The following is a 25833-nucleotide window of genomic DNA, read 5'->3' as shown; positions in this document are numbered from 1 at the left end:
TTACCTGCGTTGGTTGATTTTGGTTAAGAAGCGATCGAGGTCTTTTTGACTCAAATTTGCTTTTGGGAAGTCAGAAGGCGTGTAGGTTCCTGCTTCGGCAGACTGACAGTGAGCAGCAAGCGATCGCAAATTATCCACAAAATCTTTAGCTAGTTTTTCGATGGTGGTTCGCCGGTAGGCTGCTTCGCTATACCTCCACTCTAGTTGCAGCCTATTTTCTCGCACGCCTCCGTCAACTTCGATCGGATAGGGCCGATTTCCTGGTAGGCTGCTGCGAGAACTTTCTACTAGCTCAAACGCAAAAGATTCAGACAAAATCGGATCGAATTGCTCGCGGTAGTTAAATCTCACCTGCGATCGCTCCAAAGCTTGCAGGTGCGCCGCTACTTCTGCGTCATCGCCCAAATAGCGCAGTACCCCGTAGCCAGCGCCTCGATTGGGTACGCCCCGCACCTGCTCTTTAATCGCCTTTAAAGCTTCCCCAGGCTGTGAGATGCCCTTGAGCACGAGCTGCACCGGGAAAATCGCCGTAAAGCAGCCAATAGTGCGCGACAAATCGATATCTTTGCCAAAAATTTCTCGCCCCGAAGCCTCCAAATCCACCAGCAAGGAATCCGCTTTCGTCCATTGATTAAAAGTTTGCACCAATGCAGTCAGCAATACTTCCCTCGTTTGGGTTCCATAAGCTGCTGGCACTTTTTGCAGTAAAGTGCGAGTTTCTTCAACATCGAGCAAAACTAATACAGCGTTTGCCCGATCATTGCTTGGAGAATCAACGGGCAGTTTCGAGACTTCTTGACGCGCAGCGAGCCAGTAATCTCGCTCTTGCTGAATTTGTGGCGATTTGGCGTACTCTTGCAGAAATTCTGACCACCGTTTAAAAGTTGCTGTTGTGGGCGGTAATTCTACGGATTGGCCCTGACTGAGCTGCGCGATCGCCGCCGAAAGTTCCTCTAGCAAAATTTGCCAGGAAACGCTATCTGCCGCCAGTTGATGAATCGTTAATAGCAGGCTATTGTGTCGCTCCTTTCCCTGGTTAAACAAAGCCGCTCGCCAGAGAATTCCCTCGGCTGGATTCAAACTTTCTTTTAGCTCGGCGGCAGTTCTTTCTAAAGTAATTTCTCCTTCGCTCGCTGGCAACGCCGATAAATCGATGTATGAGAAAGGTTTTGTTTTAATTTCATCTAAACTACCATACATTTGCTGCCAGCCCGATTCTGTATGGAGAAATCGCAGGCGAAGAATGTCGTGGCGATCGAGCAATTTTTGCACCGCTTGCTGCCATAGTTCAGGAGCGATTGCCGAGTCGGTTTTAAATAAAAAGCTCTGGCATTTACCGGAAATTTTTTCTTCTAAAAATTCCTGCTGTATTGGGAGAATAGGCAGCAGTTTTTCAGTCGTCTCAATTCGGTCTGCAACGGCTGCCAGCTCCGCCACAGTGGGACACTCAAACAGTTGTTTGGGCGTCACGCGCAAGCCGGCTTGATTGATTTTGGCGACGATGCGAATGCTTGATATCGAATCTCCGCCTAACTCGAAAAAGTTATCATAAATTCCTACTTTTTCGACCTCTAGCATTTGCCCCCAAATCTGGGCGATCGTTTCCTCGGCAGGCGTGCGAGGTCCTGCGAAAGTTCCTTCTAATTTCGCTCTGGCACTGTCGGGTTCTGGGAGCGATCGCCGGTCTACCTTTCCGTTAGGAGTTAAAGGCAAACTTTTGAGCGTTACAAAAGCCCAAGGCACCATGTACTCAGGCAATTTTGCCGCTAAAAAACGGCGAATTTCGCTGCTGCTTGGTGCTTGTTTCTGATTAGAAACCAAATAAGCCACGAGGCGCTTTTCACCAGGCGCATCTTCCCGCGCCACCACTACAGCCTGCGCGATATCTGGATGCTGCCCTAATGCTGCCTCAATTTCTCCCAATTCAATGCGGAAGCCCCGGATTTTTACTTGATTGTCAATTCGCCCGATGAATTCGATGTTTCCGTCTGGCAAATAACGAGCCAAATCCCCAGTTTTGTACAGCCGCGCTTCCGGCGCACCGAATGGGTTCGGAATAAATTTTTCTGCCGTTAATTCGGGGCGGTTGAGATAGCCCCGCGCTAGACTGCTGCCGCCGATGTGCAGTTCCCCAGGTACACCTACTGGCACTGGCTGCAAATGAGAATCCAGTAGATAAATCTGGGTATTTGCTATAGGTCGGCCGAGTGGAACAGTCTCGGAAATTCCTTTCAATTCTTCGCCATACACTTGATAGGTTAGTACGCCCACCGTCGCTTCTGTTGGCCCGTAGTGATTGAAAATCAGGCAATCTGGATTGATTTTACGAACCTTTTCAATTAGCTCCCAACTAGCAGCTTCACCGCCTAAAATTAGCCGTCTTCGCGGCAAAATAGACTCGGCGACAGAAGAAGTTAAAAGAGCAGCAAGGTGCGAGGGAACAATCTTGAGGCAATCGATAGAATGGCGGCGGAAATATTGGGCCAGTGCTTCTGGATCGGTGGCGCGTTCTTGGGATACTATATGCAGGCATCCACCGGAACAAAGTGCCGGGAAAATTGCTGTATTGCCCAAGTCTGCCGCGAAGGTGGAAACGGTGGCAAAATTGGCACCCGCAGGCAAGTTTAATCTTTCCTGAATACTGTGTAGGTAATTGAGGAGTTGCCGGTGTTCGATCGCGACTCCCTTGGGCGTGCCAGTGGAACCGGAAGTATAGATGACGTAAGCTAAATTGTCAGAAGAGGCGCGAGGCGTGTAAGAGGCAGAAGTAGTGGGAATGTCTGTATCGATACAAACAATATTTACCTGAGTTTTCGACAAGCTTTCAACGAGTCGCTGTTGCGTTAGCAGCACCTGCACTCGGGCATCTTCTAGCATCAGTGCCTTGCGATCTGCTGGGGTTGCCGGATCGATGGGTAAATAGGCACCACCGGCTTTGAGTACGCCCAGCATTCCTACGATTGTTTCTAAAGAGCGATCGACGCAAATTCCAACAATTGACTCTGATTCAACTCCCAAGTTTTGCAGGTGATGGGCGAGTTGATTGGCGCGATCGTTGAGTTCTCGATAGTTAATTTGTTGATTTTCAAAAACGACAGCAATATTATCAGGAGTGCGCTGGGCTTGTTCTTCAAAAAGCTGGTGAACACATTTGTCTGTCGGGTAATCTTTCTGGGTTTGGTTGAACTCGACGAGAAGCTGGTGACGATCGCGATCACTGAGTATATTTAATTGACTGATGGGTATTTGTGGATTTTTTAAGGCACTTTCTAACACAGCCTGGAAGTGTTGTGACAAGCGCTTGACATCTTCAGCTTCAAATAAAGCCGAATCGTAGCGAAACTCGGCGATTAAGCAATTGTCTCGTGAAAGGCCCGAAAGTTTAAGTTTGAAGGGCTCCACGCAGGCATCTTGCCGATCGAGGAAAAATGAAACGCCAGACTCGCCATATTTCTCTGGCTTTGTTTCATACTCAAAGCAGATGGGCAACAAAGCGTTACTTTTATCGGATTCTAGAGTTTCTTCCCAGGTGAAATATTCTTGCCAAGTGTGAATATCTTTGAGATTTAGCTCAACTTGCTGCCAAATTTTGGCAAAACTGAATTCGTCTTGCAAGTCGCATTGTAGTGGTAAATAGGTACTCAACAGCCCCAGCGATCGCTCTAATTCTTCATATTTCCTGGCGTTTCCAGTTACGCCGACGATCGGGTTTGGCTGTCTGGTAAACCGCCCAATCAGAATTTGCCAGCAAGTCAGCAGAAATGTACAAATATCGCTTTGGTGTTTTTGGGCGATCGCTTCCAGGCTGTCGAACAAATCACCCCGAATTTCCACCCTTTCTACTAGCGGCTCAAATTCCGCTTCTGAATTCTTCTTTTCCCAAGGAAGCGTTAATAAATCCAAAGATTCAATGTTCAGCTTTCGCCAGTATTCTTGGCCGCTTGCCGTTTCTTCTGATTCGAGTAACTCATTTTGCCACTCAGCAATATCGGCATATTGCATTGACTCATCAGATAACTCTTCCCCGCACGCGCAGGCTGAGTAGGAAAGACTGAGTTCGCTGGTGAAATTTTTCATAGTGACACTATCTGCAATTAAGGCAGAGAAGTTCGCCAGCAATAGGTGCTTTTCTTGGGCCAGAGTGACTAAAGAGATATGCCAAAGTGGGCCGCGCTCAAAATCAAAAGCAAGCAGGTTTAGTTGCTCAAAAAGCGCGGCGATTTTAGCTTCTTGTTCTTCGGGAGACAAACCGCTCAGATTGTGTTCCGAGATAGGAACTTCACCAGTGCTGGCGATCGCTTGCAGGGGTAGTGTCATCCCAGGCAAGCAGTGAAAGCTAGTCCGCAGAATTTCGTGCCGACTTACAACATTTTGCAGCGCACTTTTAAGAATCTCTTTATCGAGGTTTCCTGTAATTAAAATTGCACCTCGAACGCGATAGGTCTGTTCGCGCTTATTTTGCTGTAACTCCCACAGATGCCGTTGCTGCGGAGAAAGTCTAAACCCTTCGATTGTTTCCTTTTGCATATCTACTGTTCCTTTCATGGGTCTAAATGTCTTGACAGCTAAACGGTTCTGCCATCCCGACAACAACTCGACGCGAACCAGAGAATGGGGTACGTCCGTGCGCGGCTAGCATATTATCTAGCAGCAAGACATCTCCTTCTTCCCAAAGGAAAACATTTGTTTCTTGCTGATAGCAGCGACGAATTTCGTCTAATATAAAATCTTCAATGGGTGAGCCATCGCCGTAATAAGCATTGCGGGGTAAATCTTCCTGTTTAAAAGAAGTTAAAAGCTCTTTGCGAACGACGGGATCGAGATTGGAAATGTGGAAGAGGTGAGCTTGATTAAACCACACCATTTCCTGCGTTTTTGGATGCTCAGCGACAGCTTGACATATTTGCCGAGTTCTCAAGCGATCGCCACTTTTCCATTCTAACTCTATTTCCGCTTTTTTGCAATACTCTTCTACCTCAATTTTGCTATCAGTATTGAAGACCTTTTGCCAGGGTAAATCTACGCCACCGCCGTAATTTCGCACATACATAACCTTTTTTTGGGCAAACTTTTCTCTAATTTTTGAATCCAGGCTTTCAAACACTTTGCGGCTGTTGGCAATCGGGGTTTCTCCTCCCTGTTCAGCTTTCTTGACGCAGAAAAAAGCGATCTTTAGCGGCCAATTTCGAGAATAAGCCATTTCATTGTGCAGTGGGATGAATTGCTCGGCAGGATACTCGGTGGAAGTGTAGATATTTCCGCTCACCTGACTGCGCGGAGTTGAGCGAAAAGAATATTCCAACAAGTCGCCAGCAATAGTTTGAATAAACTGCTCGAAACCATTCACCCCGCCGACTTCAAAGCCTCGAAAAAGTATTCCTCCATGCTTCCATAACTGCGTTTCAATTGATGAGCGATTGTTCTGTGTCCAACCTGCGAGATTTAATTTTTCTACTGTTGGCTGAACAACTAGAGGTAGAAGGTTTTCGGGCTGGAGGTAGGCGGTTTTGACTAATTCCTCTGAGGACAGGCTGACGGCTTTGCGCCTAACAGAGCCTAACTTTTGGGAATTGAGATTCTTTGTTTCTGTATTTGTCATAGTTTTTGATTTTGTGAAAAATTTTTTCCTTTTTCCCGAAAAAAACTGAGAGATTGAGCCATCATTTTAAACTTTTCATAACTTTGCGTTTAGCCATTTTTAATTTTTGAATTCCCGAAATCTGAATTTGTTTTTCCTGCTCGATTTGGTGCTGCCTTTCTGCTTCAGCAAGAATTTCTGCCAAGTCGTCGATTTTGATATCTGGCTGGATGACTACCTGGTTGAGGAGGGATTGGAAACCTCTCACCATTCGGGCAATGGTCGCAGCCTCAAATAAGTCTGTTTTGTAGTCAAATAAGCCTTGAATTCCTTCTGAAACCTCCCAGAGAGTGAGGCTTAAGTCGTGTCTCGACATACCGACATCGAATTCCAGAATGCTCAAGGTCAAACCTGCTAACTCCAGGGGTGGCATGGGCGCATTCTGGAGTACAAACCACACTTGAAACAGCGGGTTATAGCTGAGATTTCGCTCCGGCTGCAATTCCTCCACGAGCTTTTCAAAAGGGACATCGGGGTGAGCGTAAGCTGCTAACGCTACCTCGCGTGTTCTACCGAGGAGTTCGCGGAAAGTTGGATTACCTGCGGTGTCAATTCGCAGCACTAAAGTATTGACAAAAAATCCAATCAGTTCCTCTAATTCAAGGCGGTTGCGATTGGCTATTGGAGAGCCAATAGCGAGGTTATCCTGCTTTATGTGGCAGGATAGCAAGGATTGAAATGCTGCCAACAACGTCATAAATAGGGTGACATCTTGTTGCTGGGCGAGCGTTTTCAGCCTTTTAGTTAAAGAAGCAGAAATCACAAAAGATTGCTGCGACCCTCGGAAAGTTTGCACGGGAGAGCGCTGCTTATCTGTTGACAGCACAGCTACAGTGCCACCCAGTTGCTGTTTCCAATAAGCGAGCTGTTTTTCTAATTTCTCTCCCTGGAAATGCTGCCGCTGCCAACTGGCGAAGTCGGCATACTGCACGGGAAGTTCAGGCAGCCCAGAGGGTTTGTCAGTGGAAAAAGCTTCATAAAGTGCGGCTACTTCTCGCACCAACACCCCCATAGACCAACCATCAGAAATAATGTGGTGTATCGTCAGCAGCAACACATACTCTGCCGAACTAAGTTGCAGCAGAGTGCTCCGCAGTAAGGGCGATCGCGTTAAGTCAAAGGGGCGTTGGGCTTCTTCAAGAGTACGCTGCTCAATTTCAGCTTTCTGCTCAGTTTCTGGTAAATGTCGCAAGTTTACCACCGACAAAGCGAAATCCAAGGAAGGAGAAATCAGTTGAACAGGTTCCCCGTCCACTTCTGCAAAAGCAGTCCGTAAAACTTCGTGACGCCTGACAATTTCATTGAGTGTTTGTTGCAGTGCCGACAAATTCAATTGTCCTTGCAAACGCACAGCAGCAGGAAGGTTGTAGGCAGGGTTTTCGGGAGACAATCGATCGAGAAACCACAGCCGTTGCTGGGCAAAAGAAAGGGGAGCCGAATTTTGCTGCGATCGCCTGGGAATGCGCTGAGATTGCTCAGCCTGTACTGCCTGTTTGCCCAATGCTTTGATGAGGAGCGCTCGCTTCTGGGGCGAGAGGTTTTTCAGTCGTTCTGAACGATTAGTAGACATCATAATTCACCTCCTCGCAGTGGTCGCTGTTTGTGATAGTTAAGGAAAGCTTTGCTGCTATTTTTAGCTGGTCGTTTAAAACAACGTTGATATCTGCTTCAGTGGTGAGGGGGTTGGCAAGGACGACTCGAAAAGCAACAATGGGAATGGTTTTGCCATAACAGGTGTTTTGCAGGGTTGTTCGCGATACGAAGGTGTGACCGGCTCGGCGCTGGGCCTCCTGAAGGCGCTCGTTAAATTGATTGATGAAGTGGTTGTCTGCTTCGGCTAGTTGTTTTTTGGCTGCTTTTTCCCTGAAGGTTTCTGGAATGTAGCGGTATAAAAGAATATTAATTTCTGGTTCTAGCAGCAATTCAAATTCTGGATTTTCCCGAATTAAATTGGCGAAGTGCTGCGTTTTATGGATGCCTGCATCTATCAAAAATTCATAGCCTTGATGGCCGATGATATTCAAGGCTGCTTGCAAGAACAAACTCGCACCTGGTCGAGAGCCTTCGAGAGAGCGCTTGCCTAGATCGATGGAGTCTTTTCGCACCGTGTAGGGTGCGTGTTTTTCAATAACTTTGGCGGTTTGGGGATTGCGGAATAAAACCAGACCGATTCCCATTGGCAAATACATTTGTTTGTGTCCATCTATGGTGACGGAATCTGCTAGTTCAATGCCTGCGAATTTGTGCCGGTGACGTTCGGAAAAAAGCACGGGGCCGCCCCAAGCGGCATCGACGTGAAAGTGAGCGTTTGCTTCTTGGGCGATCGCGGCTATTTCTGGAAGCGGATCGATACTTCCCGAATCTGTGCTGCCTGCAATACCGATAATTGCTAGAATGTGCAGGTTGCGATCGCGACATTCGGCTACAGTTTGGCGCAGCGCTGCCAAATCCATGCGGTGATTGGAATCGGTGGGGACTTTTAGGAGACTGCGATCGCCAATGCCTAATAAACCGGCAGCCTTTTCAAAAGAATAGTGCATCAAATTGGAGCCGATTATCACCATTCCCTTGTAGCCGTAAAACTCTAAAGCTGCGTACAACCCTTCTTTTTCAATGCCACTAAAGTTATTTTTTGGCCCTAAAGAAGTGTTGCGAGCGCACCACAAAGCTGTGATATTAGCTAGGGTGCCACCCGTTGTCATGATACCGAGCGTGCTGTCACTTTTTTGAATGTGCTGGTTATAAAAATCCTCAGAAAAATCGTAAATTAATCGGTGGATCATTGCCAAAGTCTGGCGCTCGCAGGGGCTTAAAACTTTGGCCGTTTCCATCTTGACTAAATTTTGATTCATCGCGGTTAACAGCTTCGCGATCGGGCGCACAAAATAGGGAAGTGCGCTCGTCATGTGACCGATATATCGGGGGGAAGATGTGTGAATGGAATGGGCAACGAGGGTTTGGGTCAAATCATCGATATAATTGCCAACATCTGTAGGAAGGGCGGGAATTTTGTTTTCCCTAAACTCCTGAATAATTAACTCTAAGTCAATATCTGTACTAGCGGTTTTTGCGTACAAAAAGTCTTGAACTAGGGCAGAAATTCGCTCCTCCATTGCTTCTTCTGCCACAAATGACTTTTCTGAGGCACTGAATAGCTCCATTAACTTTTCTTCAAGTGGGGTAACAGAGGCTTTTAATTGCTGCATTACATCTTGAGAGTCTTTGGCTTTTACTGTTAGTTTACTCATCCGAATCAATCCTGTTAAATTAGCTTTTTAAATCTCCTATTTCCTACCCAAGCCTTAAGGAGAAAAAGGCTTTTTGTGTTTTTTTACCAACCCTATATAGCGGTTCGATCGCGTGGTGAGGTATGGGGGCGAGTCCTATGCCCTATGCCCACACCAGGCCTATGCCCTATGCCCGCCAGAGCACCTCATGTTACGCTCGAAAGGCTATATTTACTCAGTCAGCGACACAGTTTGTGCTGACTCTCCATCACTCTTTTCTAAGAGATCGAGCAATTCATCTATCTGGTTAGAATCGGCGTTTGCCAGAATTTCTTCCTCGACCAGTTCAGCTAAATTCTGAATGATGGGAGCGGCAAAAAAATCGCACAGCGCTAACTCTACCCCAAAGCACGATCGCACTCGCGATATTAACTGTGTTGCCATCAGAGAGTGACCGCCGAGGTCAAAAAAGTTTTGGTTAGTTCCTACTTTTTCTAGCCCTAAAAGAGCAGTCCAAATCTCAGCAATTTTTTCCTCTGTGGGCGTTTGTGGCTCAGTGAAGGCTGTTTCATCAAAAACGTAATCGCACCTTTGAGATAAGGCGAGGCGGTCAATTTTTCCGTTGGGCGTTAATGGCAGCGCATCTAATAGCACAAAAGCTGAAGGCACCATGTAATCGGGAAGTTTGTGCTTCAAAAATGAACGCAGTTCGGAAATAAGTTCTGGGTGCTGATTTCTGAACCCTGAGTTAGGAACTAGGTAAGCGACTAGGCGTTGACTGCCTGGTTCATTTTCTTGAAGCAAAACAGCAGCGGTGGACACAGAAGAATGTTGAGAAAGTGCTGCCTCTATTTCTCCGAGTTCGATGCGGAAACCGCGAATTTTTACTTGGCAATCGCCACGGCCCAGAAATTCTATATTACCATCCGGCAGGTAACAACCGATATCGCCTGTTTTGAACAAAACTTTTTGATGAGAATTACCGAGAAAATCTAATTTTTCTTGCCCAAACGGGTTAGAAATGAATTTTTCCGAGGTTAAGTCGGGGCGGTTTAAGTAGCCCTGTGCCAATCCATCGCCGCCGACGTAAATCTCGCCGGGAATTCCTATCGGAACGGGCTGCAAATTGCGATCGAGCAGATAAATTTGCGTGTTGGCGATCGGGCGACCGATTGGAACTTTCTCGACACAGTTAGTTGCATCGTACCACGTCACGTCCGCAGCTACTTCCGAAGAGCCATAAAGATTGATTAATACCCGCTGGGGCATCTGCTCTCGAAATTGCTGGCAAAGTTCCATCGGCAGAGTTTCTCCGCTGCAAATCCAATATTTTAATTGAGGCAAACGCCTGTCTAAATCAGGGAAGGAATCTAAGATAGCGCGCAACAAAGAAGGAACTAGCACCAGTCGCGTTACATTTTGCTTTGATAAGGTTTGAAGGAATTGGTTAATATCTTTGACGGCTCGATCGGGAATAATCACAGTTGGCAACCCATGCAGCAAAGGAGCAAAGATTTCCCAAACCGAATCGACAAAGTTTAAGGACGTTTTTTGACAGCAAATATCTTCTTCGATCAAAGGGTAGGGGTTCCAAAAACAGCGATTGACTGTGCCTCGGTGGGTGCCGAGTACGCCTTTGGGAGTGCCTGTCGAGCCGGAAGTGTAGAGGACGTAAGCGAGGTTATCGGCTTCCACTTTAACAGCGGGGTTGCGATCGCTCTGGCGGGAAATTTCCTGCCATTCGGCGTCGATACAGACGACTTTAGCGCTGTGTTCGGGGAGGTTTTCTAGGAGGTTTTTTTGAGTCAAAAGCACCGGAACTTTTGCGTCTGCCAGCATGAAAGATCGGCGTTCTTGGGGATAAGCAGGATCGACAGGAACGTAAGCTGCACCGACTTTTAAAATGCTCAAAATAGCTACCAGCATTTCCAGCGATCGCTCTAAGCAAATTCCCACCAAAACTTCGGTTTTTACACCTAGAGATTGCAGGTAATGCGCGATTTGGTTGGCTTTGGCATTCAATTCGCGGTAAGTCAATTGTTCATTTTCGCAAATTGCAGCCACTGCATCCGGGGTTCGCTCTGTTTGCGCTGCAAATAATTCGTGAATTGAGGAATTTTTGGGGTAATCCGCTTGGGTGTAGTTCCACTGGACAAGTAATTGCTGGCGTTCGGCGGCGCTCAATAGGGGCAATTCTGACAGTTTCCGCTCAGGATTGGCAGTCATTCCTTCGAGTAAAGTTTGCAGGTGTCCGAGCATCCGTGCGATCGCACTGTCCTCAAAGCAGCTACGATCGAAAATAATTTTCAGCGTCAATTCCGCACCCGGCATCGCCATCACCGTTAGAGGATAATTCGTTGTTTCCAAGGAGCGAATATTCTCTACTTTTAAGTTGTGAATCTTCTCCTGCAAAGAAGCATCCGAAGGATAATTTTCAAAAACGACCAAACTCTCAAATAGAGGCAAACTCCGAGGAACTTCACTCCACCCCTGCACCTCAACGAGGGGGCTGTACTCATACTGCCGCGCCTCAACTTGTTGCGCTTGGAGTTCTTTCAAGCAGGATAAAATAGAATGCTTTGGGTCAATTTTTACGCGCACTGGCAGAGGATTTACGAACAGCCCCACTACCAATTCAGCACCCATTAACTCTGGCGGTCGCCCGGAGACAACCGTACCAAAAACCACATCTTCCTCGCCGCTGTATCGGCTCAAAAGTAGCGCCCAAGCTGCCTGTACGAGGGTATTTAATGTTAGCTGATGCTGCCGCGCGGCAGATTGCAGTGCGGCGGTGGCTGTTGCAGAAAATATCACCTGCTGTTCGCCACTATTTTCTAAACGGTTTCCCGCGACAATATTGCCGCGGGCGATCGCAGTTGGAACTGCAAAACCTTTGAGAGTTTGCCGCCAAAATGACTCAGCCGCCGATAAATCTTGCTGGTGCAGCCACGCGATGTAATCCCGATAAGGGCGAGGGCGTTTGAGGTGCAATTCCTCGCCCTGGGAGAAGGCTTGATAAAATGCAAAAACTTCCTCAAGAACGATCGCCAGCGACCACCCATCTAAAACTAAGTGGTGGTGGCTCAAAATAAACTGAAAAGTATCTGTTTCTAACTGCGCCAGTGCAATGCGAATTAAGGGAGCTGATGTCAAGTCAAAGCCCTGCTCTCGATCGGCTTTGAGGAACGTTTCTAGCTGCTGTTGTTGTTTCGATGCAGAGAGCGATCGCCAGTCCATCTGCTGCCAAGATAATGCAGCCTGTTTACGCACCGCTTGCACGGGTTCTTTCAATTTTTCCCACACGAAACAAGTCCGCAAAATGGGATGTCGCTCTACAACTTTTTGCCAACTATTTCTCAACGCAGAAACATTGAGATCGCCGCGCAATACGCACAGCAGTTGCCCGAAATATACGCCCGATTCTGGCTGGTAAAGGGAATGAAAGAGAATGCCCTGCTGCGCTGGGGAGAGGGGATAAAAATCTTCGATATTGCCTTTGGTCATATTAAAGCTCTGCCAAAATTGCGGTAATGTTGTCTAAATCGTCCTGGCTCCACTGGCTCCACTTAAACTCTGCAAAGTCAGAAGGAGTGCAGCCGCCGGCGTCGGGGGACTGACAGTATTGAATTAGCGATCGCAGGGATTCTATAAAGCCCGTTGCCAAATTTTCAATGCTTTCTCGTCGGTGAATGCTTTCGCTGTACGTCCAATCTAATTGCAGCTTGTTGCTGGCAATAAATCCGTTAATTTCCAGCAAGTAACGCCGATTTCCGCGCGGGCTGCGAAGGGGGCCACTAGGCTCGGAGGACAGCATGAATAAAGAAGATTTCGGCAGCACTTGGTCAAACTGTCCGAGATAATTAAAGCTTACCTCAGATTGCGGCAATTTGTGCAAATTTTCAGCAATTTCTGGGTTTAAATATCGTAGGACACCGCAGCCAATACCGCGATTTGGCACTGCGCGTAACTGCTCTTTCACTGATTTGAGGGTAGCCCCTAGATCGGAAGGTTGTTCTAAATTAAACAGAACGGGAAAAAGTGCTGTAAACCAGCCGATGGTGCGCGACAAATCTACTCCTTCAAATATATCTTCGCGCCCGTGACCTTCTAAGTCAAGTAAAAGTGAGTTATTGCCTGTCCAGCGTTCAAATGCTTGACCTAAAGCAGTTAGCAATACATCATTAATTTGAGTGCGGTAAGCGGCAGGTACTTCTTGTAAGAGCAGTTTGGTTTCTTCCACACTCAAAGCAACGGATACTGTCTTTTCAGATGCAACTAAATTGGCTGCGTTTGGGAAATCCACCGGCAAGCGAGAAGTTGGTTTTTGAGAAAGGGCGAACCAGTAATCGAACTCTCCCTGCAATTCGGGCGATCGCGCCCACTCCTGCAAGCGTTCTGCCCACTGCTTAAATGAGGTTGTTTTGGGCGGGAGTGCGACTGTTTCGTCGCGGCTAATCTGCCCATAAGCTGTCTGGAAATCGTCAATTAAAATTCGCCATGAAACCCCATCAACCGCTAAGTGATGAATGGCAAATAACAAGCGATTTGGCTGATGTTTGCCCAAGTCAAATAGGGCAGCGCGAAGTAATGGCCCCTCTGACAAATTCAAACTAACTTGCAACTGAGTGGCGGCGGTTTGGAAAGCGGCTTCTCGCTCCTCTGGAGGTAGCGACGACAAATCAATGCAGGTAAACGGAGCAACCTCGTCGGGATTGGCTATCGCCTGATGCCAGCCAGATTCTCCTCGCGCAAAACGCAGGCGCAGCGCGTCGTGGTGCTTCAGCAATTCTTGCAAAACTGACTCAATTAATGCAGGTTCGAGAGGTTGCTGCAACTCTAAAAGCACCGCCTGATTCCAGTGGTGTGGATCAGAGAGATTTTGCTCTAAAAACCAGTGCTGAATCGGTGTCAGAGGAACTTCGCCAACGATTAATCCCTGTTCCAATTGTTGAATCCCAGTTGTATCGGCGACGGTGGCTAACTGTGCAATAGTTTGGTGCTGAAACAGTTGTTTAGGAGTGAGGAGCAACCCCGCTTGATTGGCTTTAGAAATGACTTGAATGCTGAGGATAGAATCGCCGCCTAATTCAAAGAAATTGTCGTCAATTCCCACTTGTTCTAACCCCAATACTTGCGCCCAAATTTCCGCTAGGATTTTCTCAATAGCTGTGCGAGGCGCGGCGAATGCCTCTTCGAGTTCTGGCCGATCGCGATCCGGTGCAGGAAGCGCTTTGCGATCGACTTTGCCGTTGTTTGTTAAAGGCAGCGCCTCCAGCGTCACAAAAGCAGCAGGCACCATGTATTCCGGCAATTTTTCTTTCAGAAAGCAGCGCAGTTCGTGAATCAGTATTGAATGCTTATTTTGTGTTGAGTTAGCAATGATATAAGCTACCAAACGCTTATCGCCCAGTACATCTTCTCGCACTACCACCACAGCTTGGGCGACATCTGGATGCTGTCCTAGGGCTGCTTCAATTTCTCCCAATTCGATGCGGAAACCGCGCACTTTTACTTGGTGGTCAATTCGTCCCAAGTATTCAATATCGCCATTTGGCAGATAGCGAGCTAAGTCTCCCGATTTGTACAACTGCGCTTTCAAACTGTCATTAAAGGGGTTGGGAATAAACCGATCGGCCGTTAATTCTGGCTGATTGAGATAGCCCCGCGCGACGCCCGCGCCGCCAACGTAAATTTCCCCAGGGATGCCGATCGGAACGGGTTGGCAGTTGCGATCGAGCAGGTAAACTTGCAAGTCAGGAATTGAACGGCCAATAAGGCTGGCATTTTTACTTAAATCAGCGGCAGTCAGCGGCCGATAGGTGACGTGGACAGTTGTTTCTGTAATGCCATACATATTGACAAGTTGGGGGTGCCGATCGCCGTGCCGGTCGAACCAAGGTTTTAAGCTTTGCAAGTCTAAAGCTTCCCCCCCAAAAATTACTAAGCGCAGGCTTAAATCTTCGCCAATTCCGACAGATTCTTCTGTCTTTATCAACTGGTAAAATGCAGAAGGAGTTTGGTTGAGAACTGTGACTTTTTCTTTGCACAGCAAGCTGTAAAAATCTTGGGGCGATCGGCTGACTGAATAAGGTACGATCGCGAGTCGCCCGCCGTAGAGTAAAGCGCCCCAAATTTCCCAGACTGAGAAGTCAAAGGCATAAGAGTGAAACAGCGTCCACACATCTTGCTCGTTGAAGTTGTACCGCGAGTGGGTAGCAGCAAACAGGCGGACGACGTTTGAGTGAGGAACTAAAACGCCTTTGGGGATGCCAGTTGAGCCGGAAGTGTAGATGATATAGGCGAGATTTTCGGCAGTAGTGGCGCTGGCGGGATTTTCTTTGCTGTGTTGGGAGAAAGCACTTCGCTCCGCATCAAGGCAAACGATTTTGGCGCTGGATTTAGGAAGGGTTTGCAACAACTTTTCCTCAGTCAGCAGCACATTTACCTGCGCGTCTTCGAGTATAAAAGCAAGGCGATCGCGAGGGTTGGCTGGATCGAGCGGAACGTAAGCGCCCCCGGCTTTTAAAGTTCCGAGAATACCGACGATCGTATCAAGCGATCGCTCGACACAAATTCCCACCAAAACTTCTGGCTTGACGCCGAGTTTTTGCAGGTAATGCGCGAGTTGGTTGGCTCGTTCATTCAGCTCGCGGTAGGTGAGTTTTTGCTCTTCAAATACGACGGCAATGGCATCGGCAGTTCGCTCAACCTGCGCTGCAAATAATTGATGAATGCAGCGATCGCTCGAATAATCGGCGCGGGTGTCATTCCACTCTACCAACAACTGATGCCGCTCTTTTTCCCCCAGCAACGGTAGCTCTTCAATCCGCCGAGCTGGGTTGGCAGCTATGCCCTCCAGCAACGCGATCAAATGCCCCGCCATCCGATTGATTGTGGCCGCATCAAATAAATCTGTGCTGTATTCAAACTGACCGCTTATTTCTTCCTGCTTTTCTTCTAAATGCAGCGTTAAATCAACTTTTGCTGTATGATTTTCAACATCTAAAAGAGTGAGATTGAGCCCGCCGATTGATTCCGCAGCAACAGGTGCAGTTTGCAAAACAAAAGCAACTTGGAACAGTGGATTGTAGCTCAAATTGCGATCGGGTTGCAACTCTTCAACCAGTTTCTCAAACGGCAAATCCTGGTGAGCGTAAGCTTCTAAACTCATCTCCCGAATGCGATCGAGCAACTGCCGGAAAGTGGGAGCACCTGACAAATCAGTTCGCAATACCAAAGTATTGACAAAAAACCCGATTAGCCCTTGTATTTCCGCTCGGTTGCGGTTGGCGATGGGAGAGCCAACGGGGATATCTGCCTGTCCTGTATAGCGATAGAGCAACGTTTTAAAGGCTGCTAGCAGCATCATAAACAGGGTGACATTTTCCTGGCGCCTGAGCTTTTTGAGGGCTTCAGTTAGCGTTTTTGGGATGAGAAATGATTCTTTCCCGCCCCGATAGGTTTGCACCGGGGGACGGGGGCGATCGGTTGGCAATTCGAGCAACGGAGGAGCGCCGCTGAGCTGCTTTTTCCAGTAGTTAATTTGAGTTTGCAAGTGTTCGCCCGCAAGCCATTCCCGCTGCCAAATAGCAAAATCGGCGTACTGTATGGAAAGTTCGGGAAGTGGGGATGGTTTGCCAATCGAAAACGCTTCGTAAAGTGCTGCTAATTCTTGCAGAAAGACTCCGATTGACCAACCATCAAAAATAATGTGGTGTAGCGTCAGCAGCAAGACATATTCCTCAGCATCTAACTGGAGCAAACTCGATCGCAACAGCGGCCCTTTGGTTATGTCAAAAGGTTTACTAGCTTCTGCTGCTGCTAGTCTTTTTACTTCTACTTCTCGTTGAATTTCTGGCAATTTTTGCAAGTCTAAAACTTGCAGCCCGAAATTAAATTGCTGACGAACTACCTGCACAGGTTGACCGTCTACAGTGGCAAATGTCGTCCGCAAACCTTCGTGACGGCGCACAATTTCCTTGAAACTTCGTTCTAGCACTACTACATTTAGCCTGCCTTTGAGTAACACAGCCGCCGGAAGGTTGTAAAAAGGGTTTCCCGGTTCAAATTGATCGATAAACCACAGTCTTTGCTGGGCAAAAGAGGTGGGAAAGGCAAATACTTCTTCTTCGGCAGTATTTGCCGATTCGCGAGTATCTGTTAGAGGTTTTTCGGAAAAATGCAGCGTCATGGGATTAGTAACTGGTAATTGGTAATTGGGATTGCAGCCGATATTTGGGGATTAGTTATGAGTTATTGGCTGCTCACCCATGACTCATCACTGATTTGTGTTTAGCGCAAAGATGACAGTTTCATGCGGTACGCCGATCGCGAAACTGGCGCGATCGCGGGTTCTTCAACGGCCGCATTTTTATTTTTGGCTTCAGCAATCTTTTCTGCAAGTACGGCGAGCGATCGTCCTGCAAAAATCTCGCACAAAGGCAATTCTATCTGACAATATTCTCGTACCTTAGCTGCTAATTGAATGGCCAGGAGCGAATTTCCTCCTAGTTCAAAAAAGTTATCGGCCATGCTTAGCTGTTCGATGCCGAGAACCTCACAGCAAATTATCGCTAACATTGCCTCAATAGGAGTGCGCGGTGCAACAAAAATCTTTGCTTCTGGAATTGCGGCATCCGGTTCAGGCAGTGCCTTGCGGTTAACTTTGCCGTTCGCCGAAAGCGGCAGCGCGTCCAAAACTATAAATGCAGACGGCACCATATAATTTGGCAGTTTTTCGCTCAGGAATTGTCGCAATTCTTCAACCGCAAGGACAGCCTTTTGTTGTGGAACGATATACCCTACTAAGCGTTTTTGACTGTGATTTTCTCCGAATGCGGTGACAATGGATGCTTTGACTGCTGGGTGCTCGTTCAAAGCAGCTTCAATTTCTCCTGCTTCGATGCGGAATCCTCGAATTTTAAGGCGGAAATCTTCTCGTCCTAAAAATTCGATATTGCCGTCAGGGAGATAGCGCCCTAAATCTCCCGTTCGGTACAAGCGATCGCCCGTGACGGGGTGCGTGACGAAGCTGGCGCGAGTTTTTTCTTCATTCCGCCAGTATCCTTTTGTCAGTCCAACCCCGGCACAGCACATCTCGCCGGCAACCCAGACGGGACAGTCTTCTAGCCTTTCATTCAAAATGTAATAGCGTGTATTGGCGATAGGCGATCCGTAGGGAATGCTTTTCCAAGAAGGGTCAACAGTTTCTACCTGATACCAAATATTCCAAAGGGTAGTTTCGGTTGGCCCGCCGACACTCACAACCCGACATTCTTTGACGATCGCCCTCAACCTCTGAGGCAGCGTTATCGGTATCCAATCTCCGCCGAGAAACGCCCAGCGCCAGCACTCCGGCAACACCTCAGAACGTCCGGCAGCGTAATCGAGCAGCATTTCCATCATCGGGGGAACCGAGTTCCAAATGGTGACGCGCTCTTTTACCATCAATTGAGTCCAGTGAGCGGGGTCTAGCCGTTGTGCGGCATCGGGAATGACGATCGCTCCCCCGGCTGCTAGGATGCCGAAAATATCGTAAACCGACATATCGTGGTGCAGTGCGGTGACTGCGATCGCGCGATCGCACTCGGTCACATTAAACACTTGATTTGTCTGAGCGATCGCATTGACTGCACCTCGGTGCGCGATCGCCACGCCTTTCGGCAAGCCAGTTGAGCCGGAAGTATAAATCACATAAGCTAAATCTTCCGGTTCCTGGACCGACTCCAAAGGTTCGCCGCTTTCGGCCGCCAATTCGTCGGTATCGAGACAAATTCGCCGCACATTTTCCGGCCATTCCAATCGCTGATTTAAGTGAGATTGCGTCAAAACAATCTCAACTTCGCCATTTTCCAGCAAATACCGCAGCCGCTCTTTTGGTAGCGCCGCATCTACGGGCAAATAAGCTGCCCCGGATGCGAGAATGCCCAGCACAGCGACGATTTGCTCCCATCCTTTTTCCATAACCACGGCAACCAACTGGTTGGGGCGAGCTCCCAGCTTCCGCAATCGGTGAGCGACTTGATTCGATCGCAGATATAGTTCCTCGTAGGTGAGGGTGCGATCGCGCGTAATGATGGCCGGTTCGTGCGATCGCGACGCGGCTTTCTCAGCAAACAATTCGTGCAGCAATACATCGGGAATGGGTGCCTCAATGCTGTTAGTAAAGGCTTGCTGAAACTGCACCGTTTTCTGCCAAGTTTCCTCTTCATTGGCGAGGCGTTGCAATAGGCGACAGTAGGCTTCAAACATATCGTCAATCATCCCTGGCCCGAAGAGTTCTTCCACCGCATCCCAGCTAAAAGAAAGCCCGTCAGCAGTTTCGGTAAATTGCGCGTCGATCCAAACTTGCGGCGTTTGACCGATAATATGAACCAGTTCTCCCAATTCTTGAATGAGAGAAAAGATAGAAGTATCTTCCCCTGGCGCGTTTTGCGGATCGATCGTAAACACAACTGGCATCAACGCTGCAGTTGTACCTTGCGCTTGGGCGAGTTCTCGCAAAACGCGCACGCCGCTGACATATTGGTGTTCTAAATCTTGCCAAAGTTGTTCTTGCAGTCGCTTGGCTCGTACTTCAAAACTTTCTGGCTTTGAGTTGTCTATTTCTAACAGAGTAAATGAGGCAAATTCTCCGATAATTTCCTCAACTTGAGGATGGAAGGGAAGCCGATTAAAGCGAGGCACGTTGAGGGTAAACCGAGGCGTTTTGCTCCACAGGGAAAGAACTTCGGCATAGGCAGCTAGCAATAAACCCGTAGGAGTGAGGCTGGCGCGAGCTGTGCGCGTTTTGAGGCGCTGCCAGGTTGGCAAGTCTAGGCGATCGCTCCAGCGTTTAAATCGCGGCTGCGTTAAGGAATTCGGCTGTTTGGCGAGGGGCAATTCCGGCGCTGGCGGCAGGGTTTTGAGGCGAGTGCGCCAGTAATCTAAGGATTGCTGGTAAAATGGGGAGTTTTCTAAGGCGATCGCGGCTAATACGCAGTCGCGGAAAGACAGTTGCAAGGGCGCGATCGCACTATTGGGATTGCGGTAAAATTTTACCAAATCTTGAAATAGAATTTGAAAACTCCAGCCGTCTATGCACAAGGCGTCAATGCTGATGTGGAGCCGGATGCGGCGATTGTTTATTTGCGAAGCGCAAATCTCGAACAGCGGCCAGCTATCGAGCGGCAGCACTTGGTGAGAAAGGCGATCGCGAATTGCTTCGAGTTTTTCACCGGCAACCTCTGGATCGAGCGATCGCAAATCCAAAACCTCAATTTTATAAGCGGGCACGTTTTCCAGAATTTGCTGCTGTCCGTTCGGAAGTACGATCGCGCGCAGCATATCGTGGCGCTCTACAACTCGCTGCCACGCAAGGCTAAACCGCTCTAAATCTAACTCGTCGCTCTCAATTTCTACATAGCCGTGAATGGCAACATTGCCCATTTCAAAAAAGCTATTTCTGCCGATCCAGTACGCCTGCTGCATTTCATTGAGCGGAAATGGTTTGTAGCGGTTTTGAGGATCGGGGGCGATCGCGGGCAGTGAAATCAGGGGTTCGCGCGACTGCTGGCTCTTAGCTTGTGCGATCGCAACTGCCAGACTGGCGACAGTAGGGGATTGAAACAAGCAGCGCAATGATAGCTCGACTTGAAAGCGATCGCGCACCTTGGCAATCAGTTGAGTTGCCAGCAAAGAGTGACCTCCCAACTCGAAGAAATTGTCATTGATTCCCACCTGTTTTAAACCCAGAACCTCAGCCCAAACCTCAGCTAATACTTGTTCTTCTAAAGTTTGAGGTGCGATAAAATCTGCCTCCGATCTGTTGGTTTCCGGTGCAGGAAGTGCCTTAAAATCTACCTTGCCGTTTGGCGTCAGCGGCATCGATTCTAAACACACAAAACTGGCAGGAACCATATAATCTGGCAGTTGTTCCCGGAGAAAAGAACGCAGATTTTTAATCAGTGCGGAGTTCCCAATGCTGAGTGCTGAGTTTAAAACGAGGTAAGCAATTAAGCGCTTTTCGCCTGAATCTTCCTCACGCGCGAGAATGACTGCTTCTTGCACGTCTGGATGTTGGCTGAGTGCGGATTCGATTTCGCCTAACTCAATGCGGAAACCGCGAATTTTCACTTGGCGATCTGTGCGATCGAGAAATTCTAAATTCCCGTCGGGGAGATAGCGGACTAAATCGCCTGTTTTGTAAAGGCGATCGCCTTGTTTGCTGCTAAAAATATCGGGAATAAATTTTTCTCGATTCAGATCCGAACGGTTTATATATCCTCTCGCAACCCCCGCACCTCCGATATAAAGTTCGCCGGGGACTCCGATCGGAACTGGTTGCAAATTAGCATCGAGTACATAGGTGCGGGCATTTGGAATCGGGCGTCCAATCGGCAGCGATTTTGCAGTAGGAATATTCCCAGATAACTCGCACCAAGTCGCGACAATTGTTGTTTCTGTGGGGCCGTAAGTATTGACGAGCCGCACTTTTTCTGATACGCACTTTTGCCACTGATCCAGGGATGCTGAAAGCGCTGCTTCTCCGCCAATAATTGTCAAGCGCACTGATGAGGGAAATTCTGCGTTTTCGATGCTGAGTCTGGCAGTTAATTCGCGCCAGTAAGCTGTCGGCAAATCCAATACAGTGATTTCCCATTCCCGGCATTTTTGCAGGAAAGAATAAATGCTGTCTAACATGGAATTTCCGCGCAGTACCAAAGTTGCGCCTCGCGTTAAACAGGGATAGATTTCTTCGGCGCTGGCGTCGAAGCTGAGGGAAGCAAATTGGAGAATGCGATCGCCTGGTTCGATGCCATATTCTACACTTGCAGCCTGCGTATAATTTGCCAAAGATGCGTGTTGAACCATCACTCCTTTTGGCTTGCCGGTAGACCCGGATGTATAGATGATATAAGCGAGGTTTTCTGGCCCAACCGCGCTATCAAGATTTGACTGATTTTCTTGATAAATTATCTCCCATTCTGCATCCAAGCAAATCGCGTAAATATTGGGTACTAGCAAGTCAGCGGCTAATTGTGCTTGCGTTAGCAATACCTGAACTCCAGCGTCTTCTAACATGAAATTAAGACGTTCTTTGGCATAGTTCGGATCGAGGGGCAAATAAGCGCCGCCTGCTTTTAATACGCCTAAGATTCCGACGATCGCATCGAGAGATCGCTCCATATAAACGCCGACTATGGCATCGGGTTTTACGCCGAAAGAGTGCAGGTAATGTGCGAGTTGATTCGCGCGGTTATTTAATTCTCCGTAGGTCAAACTTTGGCATTCAAATCGCACCGCCACCGCATCAGGGGTTTTCGCAGCCTGCGCTTCAAACAAACGGTGAACGCACTCATTTTGGAAGTAATTTGTCCCAGTATTATTCCACTCAAATAGAAGTTGCTGCCGCTCTGTTTCTGCCAGCAGCGGTAAATCTGATAAACGCGCGGAGGGATTCGCCACGATGCCTTCTAATAAGTTCTGAAAGTGTCCTGCCATTTGCGCGATTGTAGCCGCTTCAAATAAGTCTATGCTGTACTCAAACCAGCCTCTAATACCTATTGCTGTGGCTTCTAATTCCAGGGTTAAATCGAAATTTGCTGTGTCGCTGTGAATCTGTTGGCAGTTCAAGCTTAAATTCGGCAATTCTAAGGCGAATTCAGAGGCATTTTGAAAGGCAAACATCACCTGAAATAAAGGCGAGTGACTTAAATCTCGATTCGGCTGCAATTCTTCTACCAACTTCTCAAACGGTACATCTTGATGCGAGTAAGCACCTAATGCAACCTCTCGCACTCGATTCAGCAATTCTCGAAAAGTTGGATTTCCATTTAAGTCAGTCCGCAGGACTAAAGTATTGACAAAAAATCCAATTAATGATTCGGTTTCGCTGCTGTTGCGGCTGGCAATTGGTGAACCGACGAGGATATCTTCTTGCCCCGTGTAGCGGTAAAGCAGGGTTTTGAATGCTGCCAGCAATGTCATAAAGGGAGTGGTTTTTTCGCGGCGACTCAATTGCCTGATTGCCTCGGTTAAGTTCTCTGGCAATTCAAATAATTGCCGACCTCCCTTGTAACTTTGAACAGCGGGACGAGAAAAGTCGGTTGGTAAATTTAGAACCGCTGCACTGCCACTTAACTGCTGCTTCCAGTAAGTAAGTTGAGTTTCTAATATTTCTCCCTGCATTTGTTGGCGCTGCCAAGTTGCAAAGTCTGCATACTGAATTGGCAGCGGTGGAAGCGAGGCTAAATTATTTTTAGTAATACCTTCATAAAAGGCAGCTAGTTCCCGTAAAAATACGCCCAAAGACCAGCCATCAAAAATGATATGGTGGGCGGATAAAAGCAGAGTATGTTCAGTCTCAGATAGACGCAGAAGTTTGGCACGAAGCAGATTTGGGTGAGTTAAATCAAAGGGCAATTGTGCTTCTTCAGCACACAGTTTTTGTGCTAGTTTTTCACGTTCATCCGGGGAGCGATCGCTCAAATCAATCAGCGGTAATGGGAAAATTATTGCCTCAAAAATAACTTGTATCTGTTGTTTCTCACCACCAGCAAACGCAGTTCTTAAAATCTCGTGTCGCTCGATAATTTTCTCAATACTTTGCCTGAGTGTTTCTGCATTGAGTTGTCCTGTAATCCGAACTGCACCGCAGAGGTTATAGAAGGGGTTTCCTGGTTCCAATTGGTCAAAGAACCATAAGCGCTCTTGAGTAAAAGACAGGGGGAGGTTTTGTAGGCGAGAAACGGTTTGAATAGACGCAATTTTCGGCGCTTGTACCAGTACCAATTTTTCTAAAATTTTGGCAGCCAGTTGAGCAAGGCTTAATTCCTGGAATAAATCTTCTATTGATAAAGCTATTTTTAGATCGGTTTCGATCTGATTTCTAAATTCAAATACCGCCAATGAATCCAAACCAAAATTACTAAAACCCTGTGCCGAGTGGATTTGGGAAACGCTGACTTTCAGCACCCTCGCTACCTGCTGTCGCAAATAGATTTCTAACTGTGCTTGCTGTTCTTCTAACTCGGCTCTCAGCAGAATTTCTCGCGTGAGTTGATTGTCGATTTCCACCGAATCAGCTAACTCTAAAATGCTACTGGCGACCACTTCCAAATTGTCAGCTATAAAGTCAGCACAGGCGGCGCGACGTTGAATTTTACCGCTGGTCGTTTTCGGAATGCTTCCCGGCTTAATCAGCACTACTCCATAAATTTGCACTTCATATTCTTGAGCAATGCTAGAGCGGATGGCGCTGATAATTTCCTCGGCATTATCCGGCGCTTTGCGAGATTGCAATTCTTGCACGATAACGAGCTGTTCTTCGCCTGCGACTTCCACCGAGAATGCCGCGATCGCCCCTTGCCGCAAACTGGGATGGCTGCGCTCTGCCGTTCTTTCTATATCTTGGGGGTAAAGATTGCGACCTCGGATGATAATCAAATCTTTGAGTCGCCCTGTAACAAACAGTTCGCGATCGCGTAAAAAGCCTAAATCTCCTGTTCGCAAAAATGGCCCTTCGCTGGTATCAGAAAGATACGCTTGGAAAGTTTTTTCTGTTTCTTCTGGGCGATTCCAATAGCCTCGCGCAACTGTTTCGCCAGCTACCCAAATTTCTCCGACTTCCTGCGGCTGGCATTGCATCAGAGATTCGGGATTGACGATCGCAACTTTAGTGCCAAATTCAGGGAAACCGCAGCCGACTAAAGTTCTCGCGCCACGATCGCCTTCGGCAACTTCTACAATGTGATTATTTTCCAGCGCCCCAGCGTCAACAGGTAAGAAAGTCGGTGTTGTTCCGCTGCGAACCGTGGCAATTTTTAGCGTGGTTTCTGCCATTCCGTAAGCAGGACAAAAGGCATCCGCCTGAAAACCGCAGGGTTCAAAAGTTTGGGTAAATCGCTCTAGGGTTTCTTTGTGGATGGGTTCTGCGCCGTTATAGGCGACGCGCCAACTACTCAAGTCGAGCATTTTTTCGCCATCGCCCAACATTTTGCTTATTTTGCTAGCACACAAGTCGTAAGCAAAATTTGGCCCGCCGCTGTGGGTAGCTTTGTAGCGCGAAATAGCTTCCAACCAGCACATCGGGTTCTGAATAAACGCCGCTGGCGGCATGAAGTAAGAGGGAATTCCCAGATACAAAGGTTTGAGCAATCCGTCAATTAACCCCATGTCGTGAAAGTGGGGGAGCCACGTTACCGCAACGCTTTCGGCATCGTGGTCAAAGCCTCGGTGAATGTATTCGATGTTGTACAAAACGTTTGCGTGGCTCACCATTACGCCTTTGGGGGTGGAGGTTGAGCCGGAAGTGTACTGAAGATAAGCCACGGAGTCGGAATGGATGGGTGGCTGCTGCCACTTTTCGCCGTCATCGGAAAGCGCCTCTGCACTCAGCCAGCGCATCGCTTTGAGATCCGGCGCTTGCTCGCATAGCTGCTCTAAATTTTCCAAGTGTCGCGCGGGAGCGATCGCAACTGTTGCTCCTGCATCTTTGGCGATCGCGCTAATTTTCGCTAAATTCCGTTTCAGCTTCGGCGGATAGAGGGGAACCGCGATAACTTTGGCGTACAAACATCCAAAAAAGGCGGCGAGATAGTCCAATCCTGGCGGGAAAAGCAGTAAGGCTCGTTCGCCAGTGACTCCCAATGTCTGAAGTCGCACGGCGTGCGATCGGGCGATCGCATCTAACTCTCGATAAGTCAAACTGGCGGTTTCAGTTTTTCCGTCTAACAGAAATGTATATTTCTGCTCTGGTTGGTGTAGCGCTCTGTTTTTTAGGAGTTCTACTAAATTGGTACAACTTTCGGTGAGTTGGTGTCCCTTAATGTTTGCGTCACTCATCGATTCTTTTTACCTATAAATCTTGTTTGCAGTACGCCAACCAGTTCCGCCAAATTCTTTCCACATAGACGTTCTGTGAACAGTTGTCGGGCGTTACGAGTCTCCCATCAGCGCGTTTGAGTCTTCAATCCGGGTATTAGCGCT

Annotated in this window: 7 protein-coding genes; all 7 read right to left on the bottom strand. The window is 48.0% G+C overall.

The genetic code is table 11. The features are described from left to right. A complete protein-coding gene (locus QUA27_RS10830; RefSeq protein ID WP_333067952.1) occupies positions 1–4527 on the bottom strand; it encodes a non-ribosomal peptide synthetase in 4527 nt (1508 codons plus the stop codon). Between the two features lie 22 nt (positions 4528–4549). After that, positions 4550–5599: a TauD/TfdA family dioxygenase gene (locus QUA27_RS10825; protein WP_333067951.1), complete on the bottom strand. Its 1050-nt coding sequence runs from the start codon at positions 5597–5599 to the stop codon at positions 4550–4552. 61 nt (positions 5600–5660) lie between these two features. After that, the gene (locus QUA27_RS10820; RefSeq protein WP_333067950.1) at positions 5661–7211 is read right to left on the bottom strand and encodes a condensation domain-containing protein; all 1551 of its coding nucleotides are present in this window, start codon (positions 7209–7211) and stop codon (positions 5661–5663) included. Then, complete coding sequence (panP, locus tag QUA27_RS10815; protein WP_333067947.1) at positions 7198–8886, bottom strand: pyridoxal-dependent aspartate 1-decarboxylase PanP; 1689 nt, start codon at positions 8884–8886, stop codon at positions 7198–7200. Before panP ends, QUA27_RS10820 begins: the two co-directional genes overlap by 14 nt. A 210-nt stretch (positions 8887–9096) precedes the next feature. After that, entirely contained in the window at positions 9097–12369 is a 3273-nt protein-coding gene (locus QUA27_RS10810; protein WP_333067946.1) for a non-ribosomal peptide synthetase, read from the bottom strand. Between the two features lies 1 nt (position 12370). Next, entirely contained in the window at positions 12371–17056 is a 4686-nt protein-coding gene (locus tag QUA27_RS10805; protein WP_333067945.1) for a non-ribosomal peptide synthetase, read from the bottom strand. Positions 17057–17157: 101 nt separating this feature from the next. Further along, positions 17158–25689, bottom strand: a complete 8532-nt coding sequence (locus QUA27_RS10800; protein WP_333067943.1) for a non-ribosomal peptide synthetase — start codon at positions 25687–25689, stop codon at positions 17158–17160. Positions 25690–25833: the final 144 nt, after the last annotated feature.

The sequence above is a fragment of the Microcoleus harperi Pol14_C6 genome (genome assembly GCF_036701295.1).
Classification (GTDB): domain Bacteria; phylum Cyanobacteriota; class Cyanobacteriia; order Cyanobacteriales; family Microcoleaceae; genus Microcoleus.
This window is presented reverse-complemented; position numbering and strand designations above follow the sequence as displayed.